General features: G+C 70.2%; 2 protein-coding genes. Both read left to right on the top strand.

Annotation, left to right across the window (positions count from 1 at the left end):
* Window positions 1-145 precede the first annotated feature (145 nt).
* Window positions 146-13,243: an SDR family NAD(P)-dependent oxidoreductase gene (locus ACT53Q_RS00425; RefSeq protein WP_476184696.1), complete on the top strand. Its 13,098-nt coding sequence runs from the start codon at window positions 146-148 to the stop codon at window positions 13,241-13,243.
* Window positions 13,240-17,337: an SDR family NAD(P)-dependent oxidoreductase gene (locus ACT53Q_RS00420; RefSeq protein ID WP_476184695.1), complete on the top strand. Its 4,098-nt coding sequence runs from the start codon at window positions 13,240-13,242 to the stop codon at window positions 17,335-17,337. The genes ACT53Q_RS00425 and ACT53Q_RS00420 overlap by 4 nt, the downstream gene beginning before the upstream one ends.
* Window positions 17,338-17,386 lie beyond the last annotated feature (49 nt).

Genomic DNA, 17,386 nt, shown 5'->3' with positions numbered 1-17,386 from the left:
CGCCCGGCGCGAGCCGGGACCGGTTGGCCTGAAGGCACGGCATCAAGCGTCAAACAGGCGGCATGCAGCACAGATTCGCGGCAAGAGGCCGCGATCCAGGAAACTCTAGAGATCGGATGTCATGGTGGATTTCGTCGAATACGTTGTGAGCGAGCTGAAAAGCAAGCGCCTCGGGAAAGCCGGTGCGCTGGAGCTGATCAGGCAGTTTTCCGTGCGCAGGACGGCGCCCGAGCAACTGCATCCGCTCGTGCATCGCAATGTCTCGACCCTGACGCAGCAGCGCTATCGCACGCATCTGCGCGGCGACGAGTTCTTCCTGCGTGACCATCGCGTACGGATGCCCTCGGGCGCTGCGGTCGGCGTGCTGCCGGGCGTGGCCTATCTCGAAATGGCCCGCGCGGCGGTCGTCGACGCGGTGCCGGAACTCGCCGACGGCGCGCTGTTGGCGTTCGAGGACGTGCTGTGGCTGTCGCCGTTCGCGGTCGAAAGCGAGCGCGAGATCCTGATCGACATCGATGCCGGCGAGGACTGCCTCGAATTCCGCGTGTTCAGCGAAGACGCGGCGACCGGACACCCTGCCGAGCACGCCTCCGGTCGCGTGCGCTTCTACGACGCCGTCGACGCCGCGCCGCTGGATCTGGCCCAGGTGCGCGCCGCGATGACCCGCGACCACTGGGACGCGGGCACGGTCTACGCCACCTATGCGCAGATCGGCATCGAATACGGTCCCGCGCACCGCGGCATCGTCCATCTCGACAGCGGCGATGGCCAGGTGCTCGGCGAACTGGCGCTGCCCGAGAGTCTGGCGGGCCAGGACAACGCCGCCTACGTCCTGCATCCGTCGCTGATCGACAGCGCACTGCAGGCCGCGCTCGGCCTGGGCGAACGCGGCGTGGTCCCGGGCGACCCGATGCTGCCGTTCGCGCTCGAATCGCTGTGCATCCTCGGCGACTGCGGCGCGCGTCCGTACGTGTTCGTGCGCCGCGCCGAGGGCGCCTCGACCGACACCGCCCAGCTGACGCTGGATCTGGATCTCTGCGACGAACACGGCAATCTCTGCGTGCAGATGCGCGGCTTCAGCGCGCGGCGCTTCGAGGCCCGCAGCGTTCCGGCGCTTGCCGAGGCCGGCGCGGCCGAAACCCTGATCGCGGTGCCGGGTTGGGGTGAAGCGCTGCCGTCGGTGGAGCCCGCGTCCGCCGCGGGCTTCGCCCGGGTGCGCGTGCTGCTGTGCGACGTGCCGGGACGCGATGGGCTGGCGGCGAAGCTGGCCAGTGCCGACATCGAAGCGCTGGCCGCGACGGCCGGCGACCATGCCGCGCAGCGCTACGAATCCATCGCCCTGCAGGTGTTCGAACGCCTGCAGGACGCGCTGAAGCATGCTGGCGCACGCACGCTGCTGCAGTGCGTGATCGCGGACACCGCGGAAGGCCGGCTGCTGGCCGGCTTGGGCGGCATGCTGCGCACCGCGACGCTGGAAAATCCGGCGCTGACGACCCAACTGGTCCTCGTCGACCCGCAGGCCACGCCCGAGCGGCTCGCTGCCGATCTCGCCGATGCCGCCGCCAGGCCGCATCTCGCGCAGTTGCGCTGCGCCGCGGACGGTCGCCATGCGCAGGTCTGGACGGTGCTGCCGTCGATCGCCGACGCGGGCGAGTCGCCGTATCGCGAACACGGCGTCTATCTCCTCACCGGCGGCCTGGGCGGTCTCGGCGTGCTGTTCGCACGCGAGATCCTGGCGCAGTCCGGCGGCGCGCAGGTCGTGCTCACCGGTCGTTCGGTGGACGACGAGGCCCTCCGCGCGCGGCTCGCGAGCGCCTTCGAAGGCGGCGACGGCGTCGGTCGCGTCCACAGCGATCGCGTTCACTACCGCCAGCTGGATCTGGACGACGCCGCGCAGTGCGCGCAGGTCGTCGACGCGGTCGGTCGCGAGATCGGTCCGATCCGCGGCGTGCTGCACTGCGCCGGCACCCGCAACGACGAAGTCATCCTCAAGAAAACCGTGCAGGACGCGGCTGCGGTGCTCGCGCCCAAGGTCCGCGGCACCTGGCATCTGGACGCCGCCACCGCCGGGCTCGATCTCGACTTTTTCGCGCTGTTCTCCTCCGGCGTGGCCGCGTTCGGCAACGTCGGCCAGGCCGACTACGCCGCCGCGAACGGCTTCCTCGACGCCTTCGCGGCCGCCCGCGCCGCGCGCGTGGTCGCGCAGGAACGTAGCGGTCGGACCGTGTCGATCGACTGGCCGCTGTGGGACGAGGGCGGCATGCGCCCCGACCCCGAGGCCGTGCGCTGGCTGCAGGCGCAGACCGGCATGGTGCCGATGCGCAGTGCGTCGGGACTGGCGGTCTTCCGTCGGGCGCTCGCATCGCCGCACGCGCAGGTGTTCGCCATCGAAGGCGACGCCCGTCGCTTGCGCCGGCTGTTCGATGCGCCGACGCCGCCCGCGCCGCGCGTGGAAGCGCCGGCCCCTGCCGTGGCGCGCGAGCCGCTGCCTGCCGCGACCGCGACCGAGGCGGCCGCCAGCGCGCCGGCCGGCGATCTGCTGGCGCGGACGCGCGATTTCCTGCGCCGCGAATTCGCGCCGGTGCTGAAGATCGCCGCGAACCAGATCGACATCCAGGAAGCGCTCGAGAGCTACGGGATCAATTCGATCCTGGCGATGAATCTCACCGCCAAGCTGGAAAAGCATTTCGGCCCGCTGCCCAAGACCCTGTTCTTCGAATACCAGACGATCGCCGCGCTCAGCGAACACCTGGTGCAGGCCCATGCCGAACGCCTGCAGGCCCTGCTTGCCCCGGCCGCCGGCACGCCGGCTGCAGCCGCGCCCACCGCCTCGCCGGCGGTGCAGGCCACCGCCGAACCAGCCGCGGTGCGCCAGGCCGTGAAGCCGACGCTGCGCGGCAAGGCCGCCGCACCGGGCGTGTTGCTGCGCCGCGGCCCGTCCGCGTCGTCGACGGCGTCCGAGTCGATCGCCATCGTCGGCCTGAGCGGCCGCTATCCGGAATCGGAGAGCCTGCGCGAGTTCTGGCGCAACCTGCACGACGGACGCGACTGCATCGTCGAGATCCCGGCCGAACGCTGGAACTGGCGCGACTATTACACCGACGACCGCGAGCAGCCGGGCCACTACAGCAAGTGGGGCGGTTTCATCAGCGGCGCCGACGAGTTCGATCCGCAGTTCTTCAACATCTCGCCGCGCGAAGCGCCGTACATCGATCCGCAGGAGCGCATGTTCCTGCAGCACGCGTGGATGGCGATCGAGGACGCCGGCTATTCGCGCAAGAGCTTGCGCCTGCCGCGCACGAACGGCCTGCCGGGCCAGGTCGGCGTGTACGCCGGCGTGATGTACGGCGAGTACAACCGGTCGGGTAGCCTCGCCAGCATCGCGAACCGCGTGTCCTACGCGCTGAACGTGCACGGGCCGAGCATGACGCTCGACACCATGTGCTCGTCGTCGCTGACCGCGATCCACCTCGCCTGCCAGGACCTGCGCCTCGGTCGCACCGACATGGCGCTGGCCGGCGGCGTCAACCTCAGCATCCATCCCGACAAGTACAGCATGCTCAGCGCCGGGCAGTTCATCTCCGGCGCCGGCCACTGCCAGAGCTTCGGCGAAGGCGGCGACGGCTACATCCCGGGCGAAGGCGTGGGCGTGGCGGTGCTCAAGCGCCTGTCCGATGCCGAGCGCGACGGTGACGCGATCCACGCGATCATCCGCGGCAGCGCGCTGAACCACGGTGGCAAGACCAACGGCTACACGGTGCCGAACCCGCAGGCGCAGGCGGCGGTGATCGCCGATGCGTTGCGTGATGCGGGCGTCGATGCGCGCCACGTGAGCTACATCGAAGCGCACGGCACGGGCACCAAGCTGGGCGATCCGATCGAGATCGCGGCGCTGTCGAAGGCGTTCCGCGAGCACACGCAGGACACGGGTTTCTGCCTGATCGGTTCGGCGAAGTCGAACATCGGCCATTGCGAATCCGCGGCGGGCATCGCCGGCCTGACCAAGGTCGTGCTGCAGATGCGGCACCGCCAGATCGTGCCGTCGCTGCACTCGGCGCGGCTGAACCCGAACATCGATTTCGGCCCTACGCCGTTCGAGGTCAACCAGCGCCTGCGCGACTGGGAAGCGCCGGTCGTCGGCGGCAAGCGCATGCCGCGCATCGCCGGCCTGTCTTCGTTCGGCGCGGGTGGCGCCAACGCGCACTTCGTGATCGAGGAATACGTCGCGCCCGAGGCGCAGGCTGCCGACGGTCTTCCGGCGATCGTGCCGCTGTCGGCGCGCACGCCCGAGCAGCTGATGCAGAAGGTCCGCGACCTGCTGTTCCTGCTGCAGGAAGCCTCGGATGCCGGACGCGCGATCGATTTCGCCTCGCTGGCGTACACGCTGCAGGTCGGCCGCGAAGCGATGGAGGAGCGCCTGGCGTTCGTCGTCGACTCCGCCGCCCATCTGCAGGAGGCCCTGAGCGCGCTCCTCGACGACGACGCGACCGGCGCCTATCGCGGCCAGATCAAGGCGAACAAGGAGATGCTCGCCCTGTTCGTCGCCGACGACGACTACGAGGCCGTCCTCGACAAATGGATCGCGCAGCGCAAGCTGCCCAAGCTGGCGGAGCTGTGGTCGAAAGGCCTGGACCTGGACTGGCGCAAGTTCCACGGCAAGCATCCGCCGCGTCGCATGCACCTGCCGACGTATCCGTTCGCGAAGGACAAGTACTGGATCGACCCGACCGTGGGCCTGTTCGCGCACATCGGGCCGAAGCCCGCGGTGCAGGGCGCCTCGGTCCTGCACCCGCTGCTGCACGAGAACACCTCGGATCTCGACCAGCTGCGCTTCTCGTCGGTGTTCCCGGCGACCGGCGCCGGCGAGGCCGGGCTGTCGTCCTCGCTGCTGCTGGAAATGGCGCGGGCCGCGCTGGCCTGCGCGCGGCGCGAGCCTACGGCGACCACCGCGGTCGAACTCGGCGCGCTGCGGTTCGCGTCGCCCTTCGTCGCCGACGGCACGCGGCCGCTGCACATCGCGCTGTTCCCGTCCGCGACCGGCGGCATCGACTTCGACCTCTACAGCGGCGATGACTGCGTGCATGCGCAGGGCAGCGGCGAGCTGGCGTCCTCGGATGCCGGCCAGCGGCTCGATCTCGCCGCGCTCGCGGCCCGCATGTCCGCGACGGCCTGGCCGAGCGATCGCGCGCCGGCCGACTGGCGCGTGTGGAGCGGGGCAGGCGAGTGGCTGATCGCCGCCACCGACGCGCGCCTGGTGCCCACGCCGGGCCTGCTGCTGGATCCCGCGTTCGCCGATCGCGTGTTCGACGCGCTCGCGCCGCTGCTGGGACTCGATCGCCTCGTGCCGCGCGATCTCGCCTCGCTGGCGGTGCTGTCGGCCAGCGGTTCGCCGACGTGGGTGTGGCTGCGCTGGAGCGGCGGCGACACGCCGACGCTCGACATGGACTGGTGCGACGCCAACGGCGTCGTCGCCCTCCGCTGGCGCGGGTTCGTGCCGGCCGGTGCGGCCGATGTCGTGGCGCAGCCCGCAGCCGCCATGCCGCTCGCCGTCGTGCTCGATGCGCCGATCCTGGGCAAGCCCAACGCGATCACGCTGGCCGAGCCGGTCTCGGTGCCCTCGGTGGTCGGCCGCCATCAGCCGAAACCCAGCGCCTCGCGCCTCGCCGCGCTGGACGCGACCGCCTCGGTGCAGGCGCCGGCCGCGCCCGTCTCGACGTCTGTCTCGACGCCGCTCCCGGCGTCCGTGCCGGTCGCGGCAGCCCCGTCCGTCGCCACCGCGAATGCGCGCGTCGACGTGCGCGCGCTGCTCAAGACGTCGCTGGCGCAGGCGCTGTATCTCGATGAAGCGAGCATCGACGACGATCGCCCGTTCGTCGACCTCGGCTTGGATTCCATCGTCGGCGTCGAATGGGTCAAGAGCATCAACAAGGCGCTCGGCCTCGAGATCGGCGCCACCCGCGTCTACGACTACGCGAACCTCGCGGCGCTGACCGTCTACGTCGAAAGCCAGTTGCCGCAGGCCGCCGCGAAGACGGCGCCGGCGACGCCGTCGCTTCCGCAGCCCGCGCCAGCCGCGTCCGTCCCCGTGGCCCCCGTGCCCGCGGCCGCCGCAGTGCCGAGCGTCGTGCTCGATCTGCCGACCTTCGATCCGCCGGTGGTCGCCGCGCCGCCGCGCGCACCGTCCGCGCCCGCCAGCCGCCATACCGCCGAATCGCTGAAGCCGGAACTGCGCGGCAGTCTCGCGCAGGCCCTGTATCTGGACGAATCCGCGATCGACTACGACAAGTCGTTCGTCGACCTCGGCCTGGATTCGATCGTCGGCGTCGAGTGGGTCAAGACAATCAACAAGACCTACGGGCTCGAGATCTCCGCGACCCGCGTCTACGACTATTCCAACCTGCATGCGCTCGCGCGCTTCGTCCACGAGGAACTCGCGAAGCTGCCGCCGGATAGCCTCCCGCAGCCGGTCGCCACCGAGACGGCTGCGCCCGTCGCGGCGCCGTCGCAGCCGGTCGCGATGGCGGTGCCGATGCCCGCGCCCGCGCCGCTGCCGGGCTTCGTCCCCGCGGCGCCCGTCGCGCAGAACGCGCTGCATCGCCGCTCGCGCAGCCTGCCGGCCGCGACCGGTGTCGCTGCGTCCGCGCAGCCTGTGCATGTCGTCGAACGCATCGCGGAGAAGATCGCCATCGTCGGCATGTCCGGGCGCTACCCGGGTGCCGACAACCTCGAACGGTTCTGGCTCAACCTGATCGAAGGCCGCAACTCGATCCGCGAAATCCCGCCGTCGCGCTGGGACGTGTCCGCCTACTACGACCCCACGCCCGGCAAGCCCGGCAAGGTCTACTGCAAGTGGCTGGGCATGCTCGACGACGCGGAGGAATTCGACCCGATGTTCTTCCAGATCTCGCCGTCCGAGGCCGAGGTCATGGATCCGCAGCATCGCCTGTTCATGCAGGAAAGCTACCGCGCCTTCCAGGATGCGGGCTATTCCAGCGCGGCGCTGAGCAATCGCAAGTGCGGCGTCTACCTCGGCATCATGAGCAGCGAGTATTCGCTGCTGCTGGCGAAGGGCAATCCGCTCAACGTCGAGACCACCGGCAACAGCTTCGCGATCGGTGCCGGCCGCGTCGCCTACCACCTGAACCTCAAGGGGCCGGCGATCCCGATCGACACGGCCTGCTCCTCGTCGCTGGTCGCGATCCACCTCGCCAGCCAGGCGCTGCTCAACCACGAGATCGACATGGGTCTGGCCGGCGGCGTCAGCCTCTACCTGATCCCCGAGTCCTACCTCGGCATGTGCCGCGCCGGCATGCTCTCGCGCGACGGCCAGTGCAAGACCTTCGACAACCGCGCCGACGGCTTCGTGCCCGGCGAGGGCGTGGGCACGGTCGTGCTGAAGCGCCTTTCGGATGCCGAGCGCGACGGCGACGAGATCTACGGCGTCATCATCGGCTCCGGCATCAACCAGGACGGCAAGACCAACGGCATCACCGCGCCCAGCGTCAACAGCCAGATCGAGCTGCTGCGCGACGTCTATCGCCGTTACGACATCGACGCCTCGACCATCAACTACGTCGAGACCCACGGCACCGGCACGAAGCTCGGCGATCCGATCGAGCTGGAAGCGTTGTCCACCGTGTTCAAGGAACACGGCGGCAAGCGCAACGCCTGCGCCCTCGGTGCGGTGAAGACCAACCTCGGCCACACCTCCGGCGCGGCCGGCGTCGCGGGCGTGCACAAGGTGCTGCTCAGCCTGCGCAGCGGCACCCTCGCGCCGAACGTGAACTTCCAGCAGGAAAACGCGCTGTTCGATTTCGGCGCGTCCCCGTTCTACGTCAGCCGCAGCGCGCATGCGTGGACGCCGGCCTCCGGCCGCAAGCGTCGCGCTGCGGTCAGCGCCTTCGGTTTCAGCGGCACCAACGCGCACGTGGTGATCGAGGAGTACGTGCCCACGCTGCGCCGTGAACCAGTGCGCCCGCAGCCCTGCGTGGTGCCGCTGTCCGCGCGCACCGCCGACCAGTTGCAGACGATGGTGCGGGACCTGCTCGCCTTCCTCGACCGCGAGGAGCGCGGCCTCGACCTGCGCGACCTCGCCTGGACCCTGCAGACGGGTCGCGATCCGATGCGCGAACGCGCCGCATGGTTGGCCGGCAGCATCGCCGACCTGCAGTCGCAGCTGCGCGATTTCCTCGCCGGTCGTCCGAGCGGACAGCGCGGCAGCGTGACCCGCACGCACGACACGGCGATTCCGACCGAAGAGGCCGCCGCGCTGCTCCGCCGCGAAGGCGCGGTGCAGTCCACTGCACTGGCCGCGCGCTGGGTGGAGGGCGCGGAGATCGACTGGGTCGCGTACCACCGCGATGCGCAGCCGCGGAAGGTGCACCGGGTGCCCGGCTATCCGTTCGCGAAGGAGCGCTACTGGCCGCAGCCGCTGCCGGCGCCTGCCGCCCCCGTGCCCGTGGCCATCGCCGTGGCGCAGCCGGCCGCCGCGCCGGTCGTGGCCGGCGAAGCCAGGCGGGCGACCTACTACGCGCCGGTGTGGCGCGACGCCGCGCTGCCCGCGCAACGGGTCGCCTTCGGCGCCGACGACGTGCTGCTGGTCCTCGACACCGACGACCGGCTGTTCGAGCAGATCCGCGCGCGCCTGCATGCCGCCGCGCCGCTGAAGGCGATCGTGCTGGCCCGCCTGGGCGAGGGCGCCTTCGTCCAGGACGGGCCGGACCGTTTCACCGTCGACGCCTCGCAGCCGGGGCAGTTCGACTCGCTGCTGGGCGCGCTCCGCACCGCGGGCCACGTGCCCACCCACGTCATCCACAACGCCGATGGCGCACGCCTGCCGATGGAGGCCGACGGCAGCGCCGCCGAACGCGCGCTGCAGGTCGGTGTCGACGCCGTGTTCGGGCTGTGCAAGGCCCTCTCGGCGGCCGGCGCGCAGAAGGGAACGACCGCGCTGCTGTCGTGCTTCCATGCCGACGAGGGCGCGGATCTCGCGGCCTGCGAGGCCCTCGCCGCGTTCCATCGTTCGCTCGCGCTGGAGAACAGCCGCTACCAGGGGCGCGTGCTTGCGCTCGAACCCGGTGTCGCCACCGACGCCGATCCCGCGAGCCGCGCCATCGACACGGTCACCGCGATCGTCGAGGAGCTGCAGGCGCCGTCGCGGCACGAGGTCGAGGTACGTCGTCGTGCGGGCGAGGGTGCCCACGCGCAGCGTCGCGTCCGCGTGCTGGCCGAACAGGCGCTGTCGGCCTCGTCGACCGGCGACGTGCCGCTGAAGCAGGGCGGCGTCTACCTCATCACCGGCGGACTGGGCGGGCTCGGCCTGCTGTTCGCGCGTCATCTGGCCGAACGCTACCGCGCGCGGCTGGTGCTCACCGGCCGCTCGGCGCTCGATGCCGCCGGCGAGCAGAAGCTGCAGCAGTTGCAGGCGCTCGGTGCCGAGGCGATCTACCTGCAGGCCGATGTCACCGACGCCGATCGCGCCCGCGATGTGGTCGCGGGGGCGAAGGCGCGCTTCGGTGCGCTGAACGGCGTGATCCACAGCGCCGGCGTCAGCGATGACGCGCTGCTGATCCGCAAGGACCGCGAGCGCTTCCGTCGCGTGCTGGCGCCGAAGGTGCAGGGCACCCTGCACCTGGACCGCCTGACCGCCGACGAGCCGCTGGACCTGTTCGTGCTGTTCTCCTCCGGCGCCGGCAGTTTCGGCAACGTCGGCCAGACCGATTACGCCTACGCCAACGCCTTCATGGACGCCTTCGCCGAGCATCGCGAACGCGCCCGTGTCCGCGACCAGCGTTTCGGCAAGAGCCTCTCGATCGCCTGGCCATACTGGCTGGAGGGCGGCATGCAGCTGTCCGCGGCCGACCTGCAGCGCACCGAAGACCGCACCGGCCTCAGCGCGGTGCCGACCGAGATCGGCATCGGCTACTGGGACACGCTGCTGCGGTCCGATCTGTCGCGGGCGCTGGCGCTGTATGGCTACGCCTCGAAGATCGCGGCGCACTGCGACCCGGCCGGCGCGGCCGCCGCATCGGCCGGCGCGCCGGCGCCCGTCGTCGCGTCCGGCACGGCATCGCCCGACCGCGATGCGCTGCTGGCGCGGGCGAGGGCGTACGTCAGCGGGCTGGTCCACGCGGAAACCCGCATCCCGGTCGACCAGATCGATGTCGACGAACGCTTCGAGGCCTTCGGTTTCGACTCGATCATGATCGGTCGCCTCAACGCCACGCTGGAACAGGATCTCGGCGATCTGCCGAAGACCCTGATGTACGAATACGAAACCGTCGCCGATCTCGCGGCCTACCTCGTCGACCATGCGACGGTGGCCCTGGCCCGTCATTTCGCCGTCGCCACCGATGCGTCGCCCGCCGCGACGGCACCGGCCCCGACTGCGCCGCCGGCCTCTGCCGTCGATGCGCCGGTCGCGCTGGCCGCGCCGCTGCCGGTCGCCGTCGCCGAAGCGGTGCCGGCGCACGCCGAACCGATCGCGATCATCGGCGTGCACGCCCAGTTCCCGCAGGCGGACGACCTCGACGCGCTCTGGGAACACCTGCGCTCCGGCGCCGATCTCATCCAGCTCGTGCCCGAGAACCGCTGGAACTACGCCGAGTTCTACGACCCGGATCCGGCGCAGTCGGACAACGGCAAGATCTACTGCAAGTGGGGCGGCTTCATCGAGGACTTCGACAAGTTCGACGCCGGCTTCTTCAATATCGCCGACGCCGAGGCCGCGATCATCGATCCGCAGGAGCGTCGCTTCCTGCAGTCCGCCTGGTCCGCGATCGAGGACGCCGGCTACACCCGCGAACGCCTGAAGCAGCGCTATCCCAAGGGCAAGAGCGCCGACGTCGGTGTGTTCGTGGGCGTGACCACCAACACGTACCAGCTGCTCGCCCCGGAAGCCTGGCAGCGCGGCCGCATGGTCACGCCCAGCGGCATGCCGTGGTCGATCGCGAACCGGGTGTCGTACGCGTTCGATCTGCAGGGACCGAGCATGCCGATCGACACCGCGTGCTCGTCGTCGCTGGTCGCGGTGCACCTCGCCTGCGAAAGCCTGCGTCGTCGCGAGTGCCAGCTCGCACTGGCCGGCGGCGTCAACCTGTACCTGCACCCCGCCAAGTACCAGTCGTTCTGCCATCGCCGCATGCTCGCGCTCGGCGACCAGTGCCGCAGCTATGGCGAGGGCGACGACGGCTTCATCCCGGGCGAGGGCGTCGGCACGCTCGTGCTCAAGCCGCTGCGCCAGGCCGAGCGCGACGGTGATCGCATCTACGGCGTGATCCGCGGCAGCGCCTACGACCACAGCGGGCGTTCCAACGGCTACGCCACGCCGAATCCGAACTCGCAGGCGCACGTCATCGCGCAGGCGCTGGCGCAGGCCGACGTGCCGGCGCGCTCGATCGGCTTCATCGAAGGCCACGGCACCGGCACGCGGATGGGCGACAGCCTCGAAGTCGCGGCCATCACCCAGGCCTTCGCGCAGCAGACCAGCGAGACCGGCTTCTGCGCGCTGGCGTCGCTGAAGGCCAACATCGGCCACGCCGAGTCCGCGACCAGCATCGCCGGCATCGCCAAGGTCCTGATGCAGTTCCGGCACCGGCAGATCGCCCCCAGCATCCATGCCGACACCGTCAATCCGGACATCGATTTCGCGCGCGCGCCGTGCTACCTGCAGACGTCGCTGACGGCGTGGGAATCGCCCGCGGGCGTCCCGCGTCGGGCGCTGGTCAATGCGTTCGGTGCCGGTGGCGTCAACGCCTGCGCGGTGCTGGAGGAGTACCTGCCCGCCGAAGGTCGCGCGATCGCGACCCCGGCCCGCGGCGGCGATGCGCTGTTCGTGCTGTCGGCGATGAATGCCGAACGCCTGCGAGAGTACGCCTGGCGCCATGTCGATTTCCTGGCGCTCAACCCGGACTGCGACGTGGCCGCCCTGTGCCACACGCTGCAGATCGGTCGTGAAGCCATGCCCGAACGCCTGGCCTTGGTCGTCACGAGTGCGCAGCAGCTGCGTCAGACCCTGCAGCGCTGGCTGGACGGTGACGCGACGCTGGTCGCCGGCCGCGATCGGCTGTGGCAGGGGCGTGTCGATCCGCGCGCCGCCCTCGCTTCGCGCGAACAGCGCGAGCGCATGCAGGCGCTGTGTGCGGCACGCGATCACGCCGGGCTCGCCGCCTTCTGGATCGAGGGCGGCAAGGTCGACTGGGCGCGCCTCGACGACGGGTCGGTCCGGCATGTCGTCGCCGCACCGGTGTATCCGTTCGCCCGCGAACGCCACTGGGTGGTCGACTTCGCGACCGCCGAGATGGCGCCGGCCGCAGCCGCTCCGGCGCGCCTGCATCCGCTCATCTCGCACAACGTCTCGACCCTCGACGGCATCCGCTTCGCCGCCGCGCTCGACGGCGACCGCTACTACGCCCGCGATCACCGGATCCAGGGGCAGGCGGTGTTCCCGGGCGCCGGGTTCCTGGAAATGGCCTGCGTCGCGGCCAGCATCGCCGGCCAGCGCCGCGTGCGCCGGTTGCGCGACATCTACTGGGTGCAGCCGCTGTCGCTGACCGAGCCGCCGCAGGACTTGAAGATCGGCCTGCGCAGCAAGTCCGGCGTCGGCAGCGGTGCGGAATTCGCGATCACCACCGTCGACGACGATCAGGAGACGGTGCTGCATTGCGAAGGCCGCGCGCTGTTCGACCAGAACCCGGCCTCGGAAGCCGCCGCACGGCCTTCGCTGGCGGAATGGCGGCACCGCTGCGGCGAGTCCCGCGACGGCGAGCGTTACTACCGCATCTTCCAGAACCTCGGCTTCGATTACGGCCCGACGTTCCGGGTGATCGACAGCGTCGCGATCGGCGACGGCTGCGCGCTGGCCAAGCTGGTGCTCGATCCGTCGCTGTCGAAGGACTTCGAGCAGTACGTGCTGCATCCGACCCTGATCGACGGCGCCCTGCAGGCCGTGGTCGCGCTGCTCGCGACGGAAGAAGGCGGCGTGCCGCACCTGCCGTTCGCGATCGACGAGATCGAGATCCTCGGCAGCCTCACCCCGCACTGCCATGCGCTGGTCGAGCGGGTCGGCGACGCGCACGGCGCCGGGTCCGGCATCCTCCAGTTCAACATCCACATCCTCAGCGAAAGCGGCGAATCGCTCGTGAAGATCACTCATTTCCACGTCCGCGCCCTAGTGCCGACGGCACCGCTCCGCAGCGATGCCGCAGGCGATCGCGCCGCGTCTTCCCTGGCGGTGAACCCATGAACGCGACGGCATCGATGGACAAGCCCAGCGACTACCCGATCGGCGAATTCCGCGCGGTCCTGGACGGCAGCGAGCCGTTCCTTGCCGACCACATCATCCAGGGGCAGAAGATCCTGCCCGGCATGGCCTATTTGGAGATCGCCCGCGCCGCGGTCGCGGCCTCGGCGCCGCCCGAGGAGGGCACGATGCTGGTGCTCGGCGACAGCGTGTTCGTCAACGCGCTGACGGTGAAGGACCCGCGCACGGTCACGATCCGGGTCTATCCGGGCGGCCCCGGCCAGTTCGGCGTGGAGGTGAGCACCGAGCAGGGCGTCCACTTCCAGTCGCGCGTGTCGGTGCAGAAGACCGCCGACTACCTGGCCGCCAAGGGTTACGAACGTCACGTGGATCTGGCCGCGCTGCGTGCGCTCTGCTCCAGGCCGGGCCCGACGAAGGCCGCGTTCTACCAGACCTACCGCAACCGCGGCGTCGAGCTGGGCCCGTCGCATCGCGGCGTCGAGGACATTTTCATGTCCGAGGACCGCAACGACGGCTTCGCGAAGGTCCGTCTGCCCGGCTCGTCCGCGCGCGGCATGGCGATGGACGCGGGTGCGCTGGACAGCATCATCCAGAGCGGCCTTGCGCTGGTCGACAACCCGGAAGCGAACGTGGTGCCGTTCGCGGTGACCAGCACGCTGGTCGTCGATGCGCTCGTCGACACGATGTTCGTGCATGCGCGCAAGCGCGCCGACGGCTTCCACTACACCGCCACTGACGAGCACGGCCGGGTGCTGGTGATCATCGAGGGCTTCCAGACCCGCGAGATCGATCTCAACGCCAGGCAGGACACGCTCAACTTCCGTCGGCCGGTCTGGAAGGTCGCGACGCCGCCGCCCGCCGGGGATCGCAACGTGCGTGTGGTGCAGGCAGGCGAGGATTACGTCGCCACGACCCACGCGCTGCTCGCGGCCGCGCAGGCGTTGGCGCAGGACAAGGGCGGCCCCGCGCTGCTGGAACTGCACACTGCCGCGGACGATCGCCTGTCGCGCGGCCTGTGGGCGGCGATGAAGACCATGTCGATCGAGCATTCGCAGATCGACTTCCGCCTGAAGTCCGGCGACGAGTACGTGGCCCTGGAATTCCAGGACGCCGACGCCGACATGGGCGCCGAGTTCGCCTGGCGCGACGGCTGCACCGCGCTGATCACCGGCGGCCTCGGCGCGCTCGGTCTGCTGGTCGCGCGCGACATCGCCGAACGCAGCAAGGGCAGCACGCTCATCCTGCTGGGCCGGCGCACGCCGGACACGGCGGAGAACGCGGCCATCGAAGCGCTGCAGGCGCTCGGCGCGACCGTGGTCCATCGTCGCTGCGATATCGCCAAGCTCGAAGAGCTTGAAGCCATCGTGGCCGAGTTCCCCGGCATCGACGTCGTCGTGCACGCCGCCGGCCTGCTCGAAGACGCGCTGCTGGTCAACAAGACCGACGCGTCGATCGAGCGGGTGCTCGCGCCCAAGGTGCAGGGCCTCCAGAACCTGGATCGCGCCACCGCCGCCTGTCCGCTCGACGTCTTCGTCGCGTTCTCCTCGGTCGCCGGTGCGCTCGGCAACGCCGGCCAGTTCGACTACGCCGCCGGCAACGGCTACATGGACGCGTACATCGAGGCCCGCGCGGCGCGCGTGCGCACGCAGCAGGCCCGCGGGATCTCGGTCTCGATCAACTGGCCGCTGTGGGAAGAGGGGGCGATGCAGCTCGACGACGCGAGCCGCGAGACGCTGGCGCGCGCCTATGCGATCAAGCCGATGCCCACCGCCGAAGGCCTGAAGGCCATGCGCCGGGCCATCGCCTCGCCGCATGCGGGCCTGCTGCCGCTCTACGGGCAGAAGAGCGCGCAGGCCGCGCTGTTCGCGCCGCCGAAGGCGGTCGCGGCCGCGGCGCCGGCGGCGACGCAGCAGTCGTCGGCCGATCTCGACCGCCTGCAGCGCGAGATCCTGCAGGAAATGCGCCTGCAGGCCGCGCAGCACCTGAAGATGAAGCCGAACCAGATCAACGAGAACGAGGACTGGACCAACTTCGGCTTCGACTCGATCCTGATCTCCAGCTTCGTCTCGCATCTGAACCACGTCTACGACCTGAACCTGATGCCGACGGCGATGTTCGAGGCCTCGAACCTGCTGCGCTTCAGCCAGTTCCTCGCCGACAACCATGGCGCGGAAATGACCCGGAAGCTGTCGGTCGGCAGCGCCAAGGTCGCCGATGCGGCAGCGGCTCCCGCCGCGGCCGCCGCCAGGCCGGCGGCACGCGCGCCGGAGACCGGCGGCGCCTCGGTGTCCCAGTTCGCGCGCCGATTCCGCGAGGCCTACCGCAACCGCGCCAGCTATCGCGACGAGGACGTCGCCGTGATCGGCATGAGCTGCCGCATCGCCGGCGCGAACAATCCGGACGAGTTCTGGCGGATGCTCGACGAAGAGCGCGACATGGTCAGCGAGATCCCGGCGGACCGCTGGGACTGGCGCGATTACCCGGGCATCAGCCGCTGGGGCTCCTTCATCTCCGGCATGAAGGAATTCGATCCGCTGTTCTTCGGCATCTCCCCGGCGGAAGCGATGTACATGAGCCCGGAACAGCGGCTCATGATGCAGTCGGTGTGGGAATGCCTCGAGGACGCGGGCTACGGCGGCGACACCCTGAAGGGCAGCGACACCGCCATCTACATGGGCTGCGGCCCGACCAGCTACGTCAGCGTGACGGCGCACCTGCCGGTCGAGGCCTACTCGGTCACGGGCAGCGTGTCCTCGGTCGGACCCAACCGCATCAGCTACTACATGGACTGGCACGGGCCCAGCAACCCCATCGACACCGCCTGCAGCAGTTCGCTGGTGGCGGTGAACCGCGCGATCCAGGCGATCCGCGGCGGGCATTGCCAGGTCGCGATCATCGGCGGCGTGAACGCGCTGCTCGCGCCGGACGTCTACATCAGCTTCGCCAAGTCCGGCATGCTCTGCGAGGACGGCCGCTGCAAGACCTTCTCCGACAAGGCGAACGGCTACGTGCGCGGCGAGGGCGTGGCCACGCTGATGCTGAAGTCGCTGCGTGCGGCCCAGCGCGACGGTGACGACATCTACGCGGTGATCAAGGGCGCCGCCGAGAACCACGGCGGCCGCACCACCTCGCTGACCGCGCCGAATCCGAACGCGCAGGCGGCGGTGATCCGGCGCGCGATCCAGGACGCCGGCATCGACTTCCAGCGCGTGGGCTACATCGAATGCCACGGCACCGGCACCGAACTGGGCGATCCGGTCGAGATCAGCGGCCTGAAGACGGTCGCGAAGGAACTGATGGATGCCGACGCCGCGGTCGAGAAGCAGGCGTCCTCGCCGTGCTATCTCGGCAGCATCAAGTCCAACATCGGCCATCTCGAATACGGCGCCGGCGTGGTCGGTCTGATCAAGGTGATCCTGCAGATCCGCCACAAGAAGATCGCGCGAAGCCTGCACTGCGACACCGTCAGTCCGCTGATCGACCTGCGCCGCACGCCGTACCGCGTCGCGCAGCAGGCGGTCGACTGGGAGGTGCCGGCCGGGCAGACGCGCATCGGTGGCGTCAGCAGCTTCGGTTTCGGCGGCGCCAACGCCCACGTCGTGATCGAGGAATACATCGATCGCAGCGCGGCGCACGACGACGACGCAGACGCCCCGCAGTTGCTGGTGTTTTCGGCGCGCAACGCGGACACCCTGCACGCCACGCTGCAGGCCTATCCGGCATTCCTGGCGAAGACCGACCGCAGCGCCGAGACCCTGCGCCGCATCGCCCGGACGCTGCAGACCGGCCGCACCGAGATGCAGGAGCGCGTGGCCTTCGTCGTCCGCACGATCGACGAATTCGAGGAGCTGCTGGAGGGCTTCCTGCAGGAAAAGGACAACTTCTATCACCGCAAGGCGTTCCGGGGTTCGATCCGCAGCGGCGCCGGCGACAAACTCGAGATCGGCGACACCCAGGCCGGCCAGGAGTTCATCCGTCGACTGGCCGAGACCGGCGAGATCGAGAAGATCGCGGAACTCTGGGTGAAGGGCGCGAAGATGGATTGGCGGATTCTGCTCGACGACCGGCGTTGCTGACGACGGTCGCGGCGGGCAAGACAGGAATCAACACCTTACAAGGTTTGGA

Source organism: Lysobacter sp. DMC97 (assembly GCF_056313745.1).
Note: the sequence above shows the minus strand (reverse complement) of the source record. Positions and strands in the feature narration are given on the sequence as shown.

What these genes read in the sequence shown, in the direction of transcription:
- ACT53Q_RS00420 (WP_476184695.1), top strand. Translation starts at nt 13,240, where the DNA reads ATGAACGCGACGGCATCGATGGACAAGCCCAGCGACTACCCGATCGGC.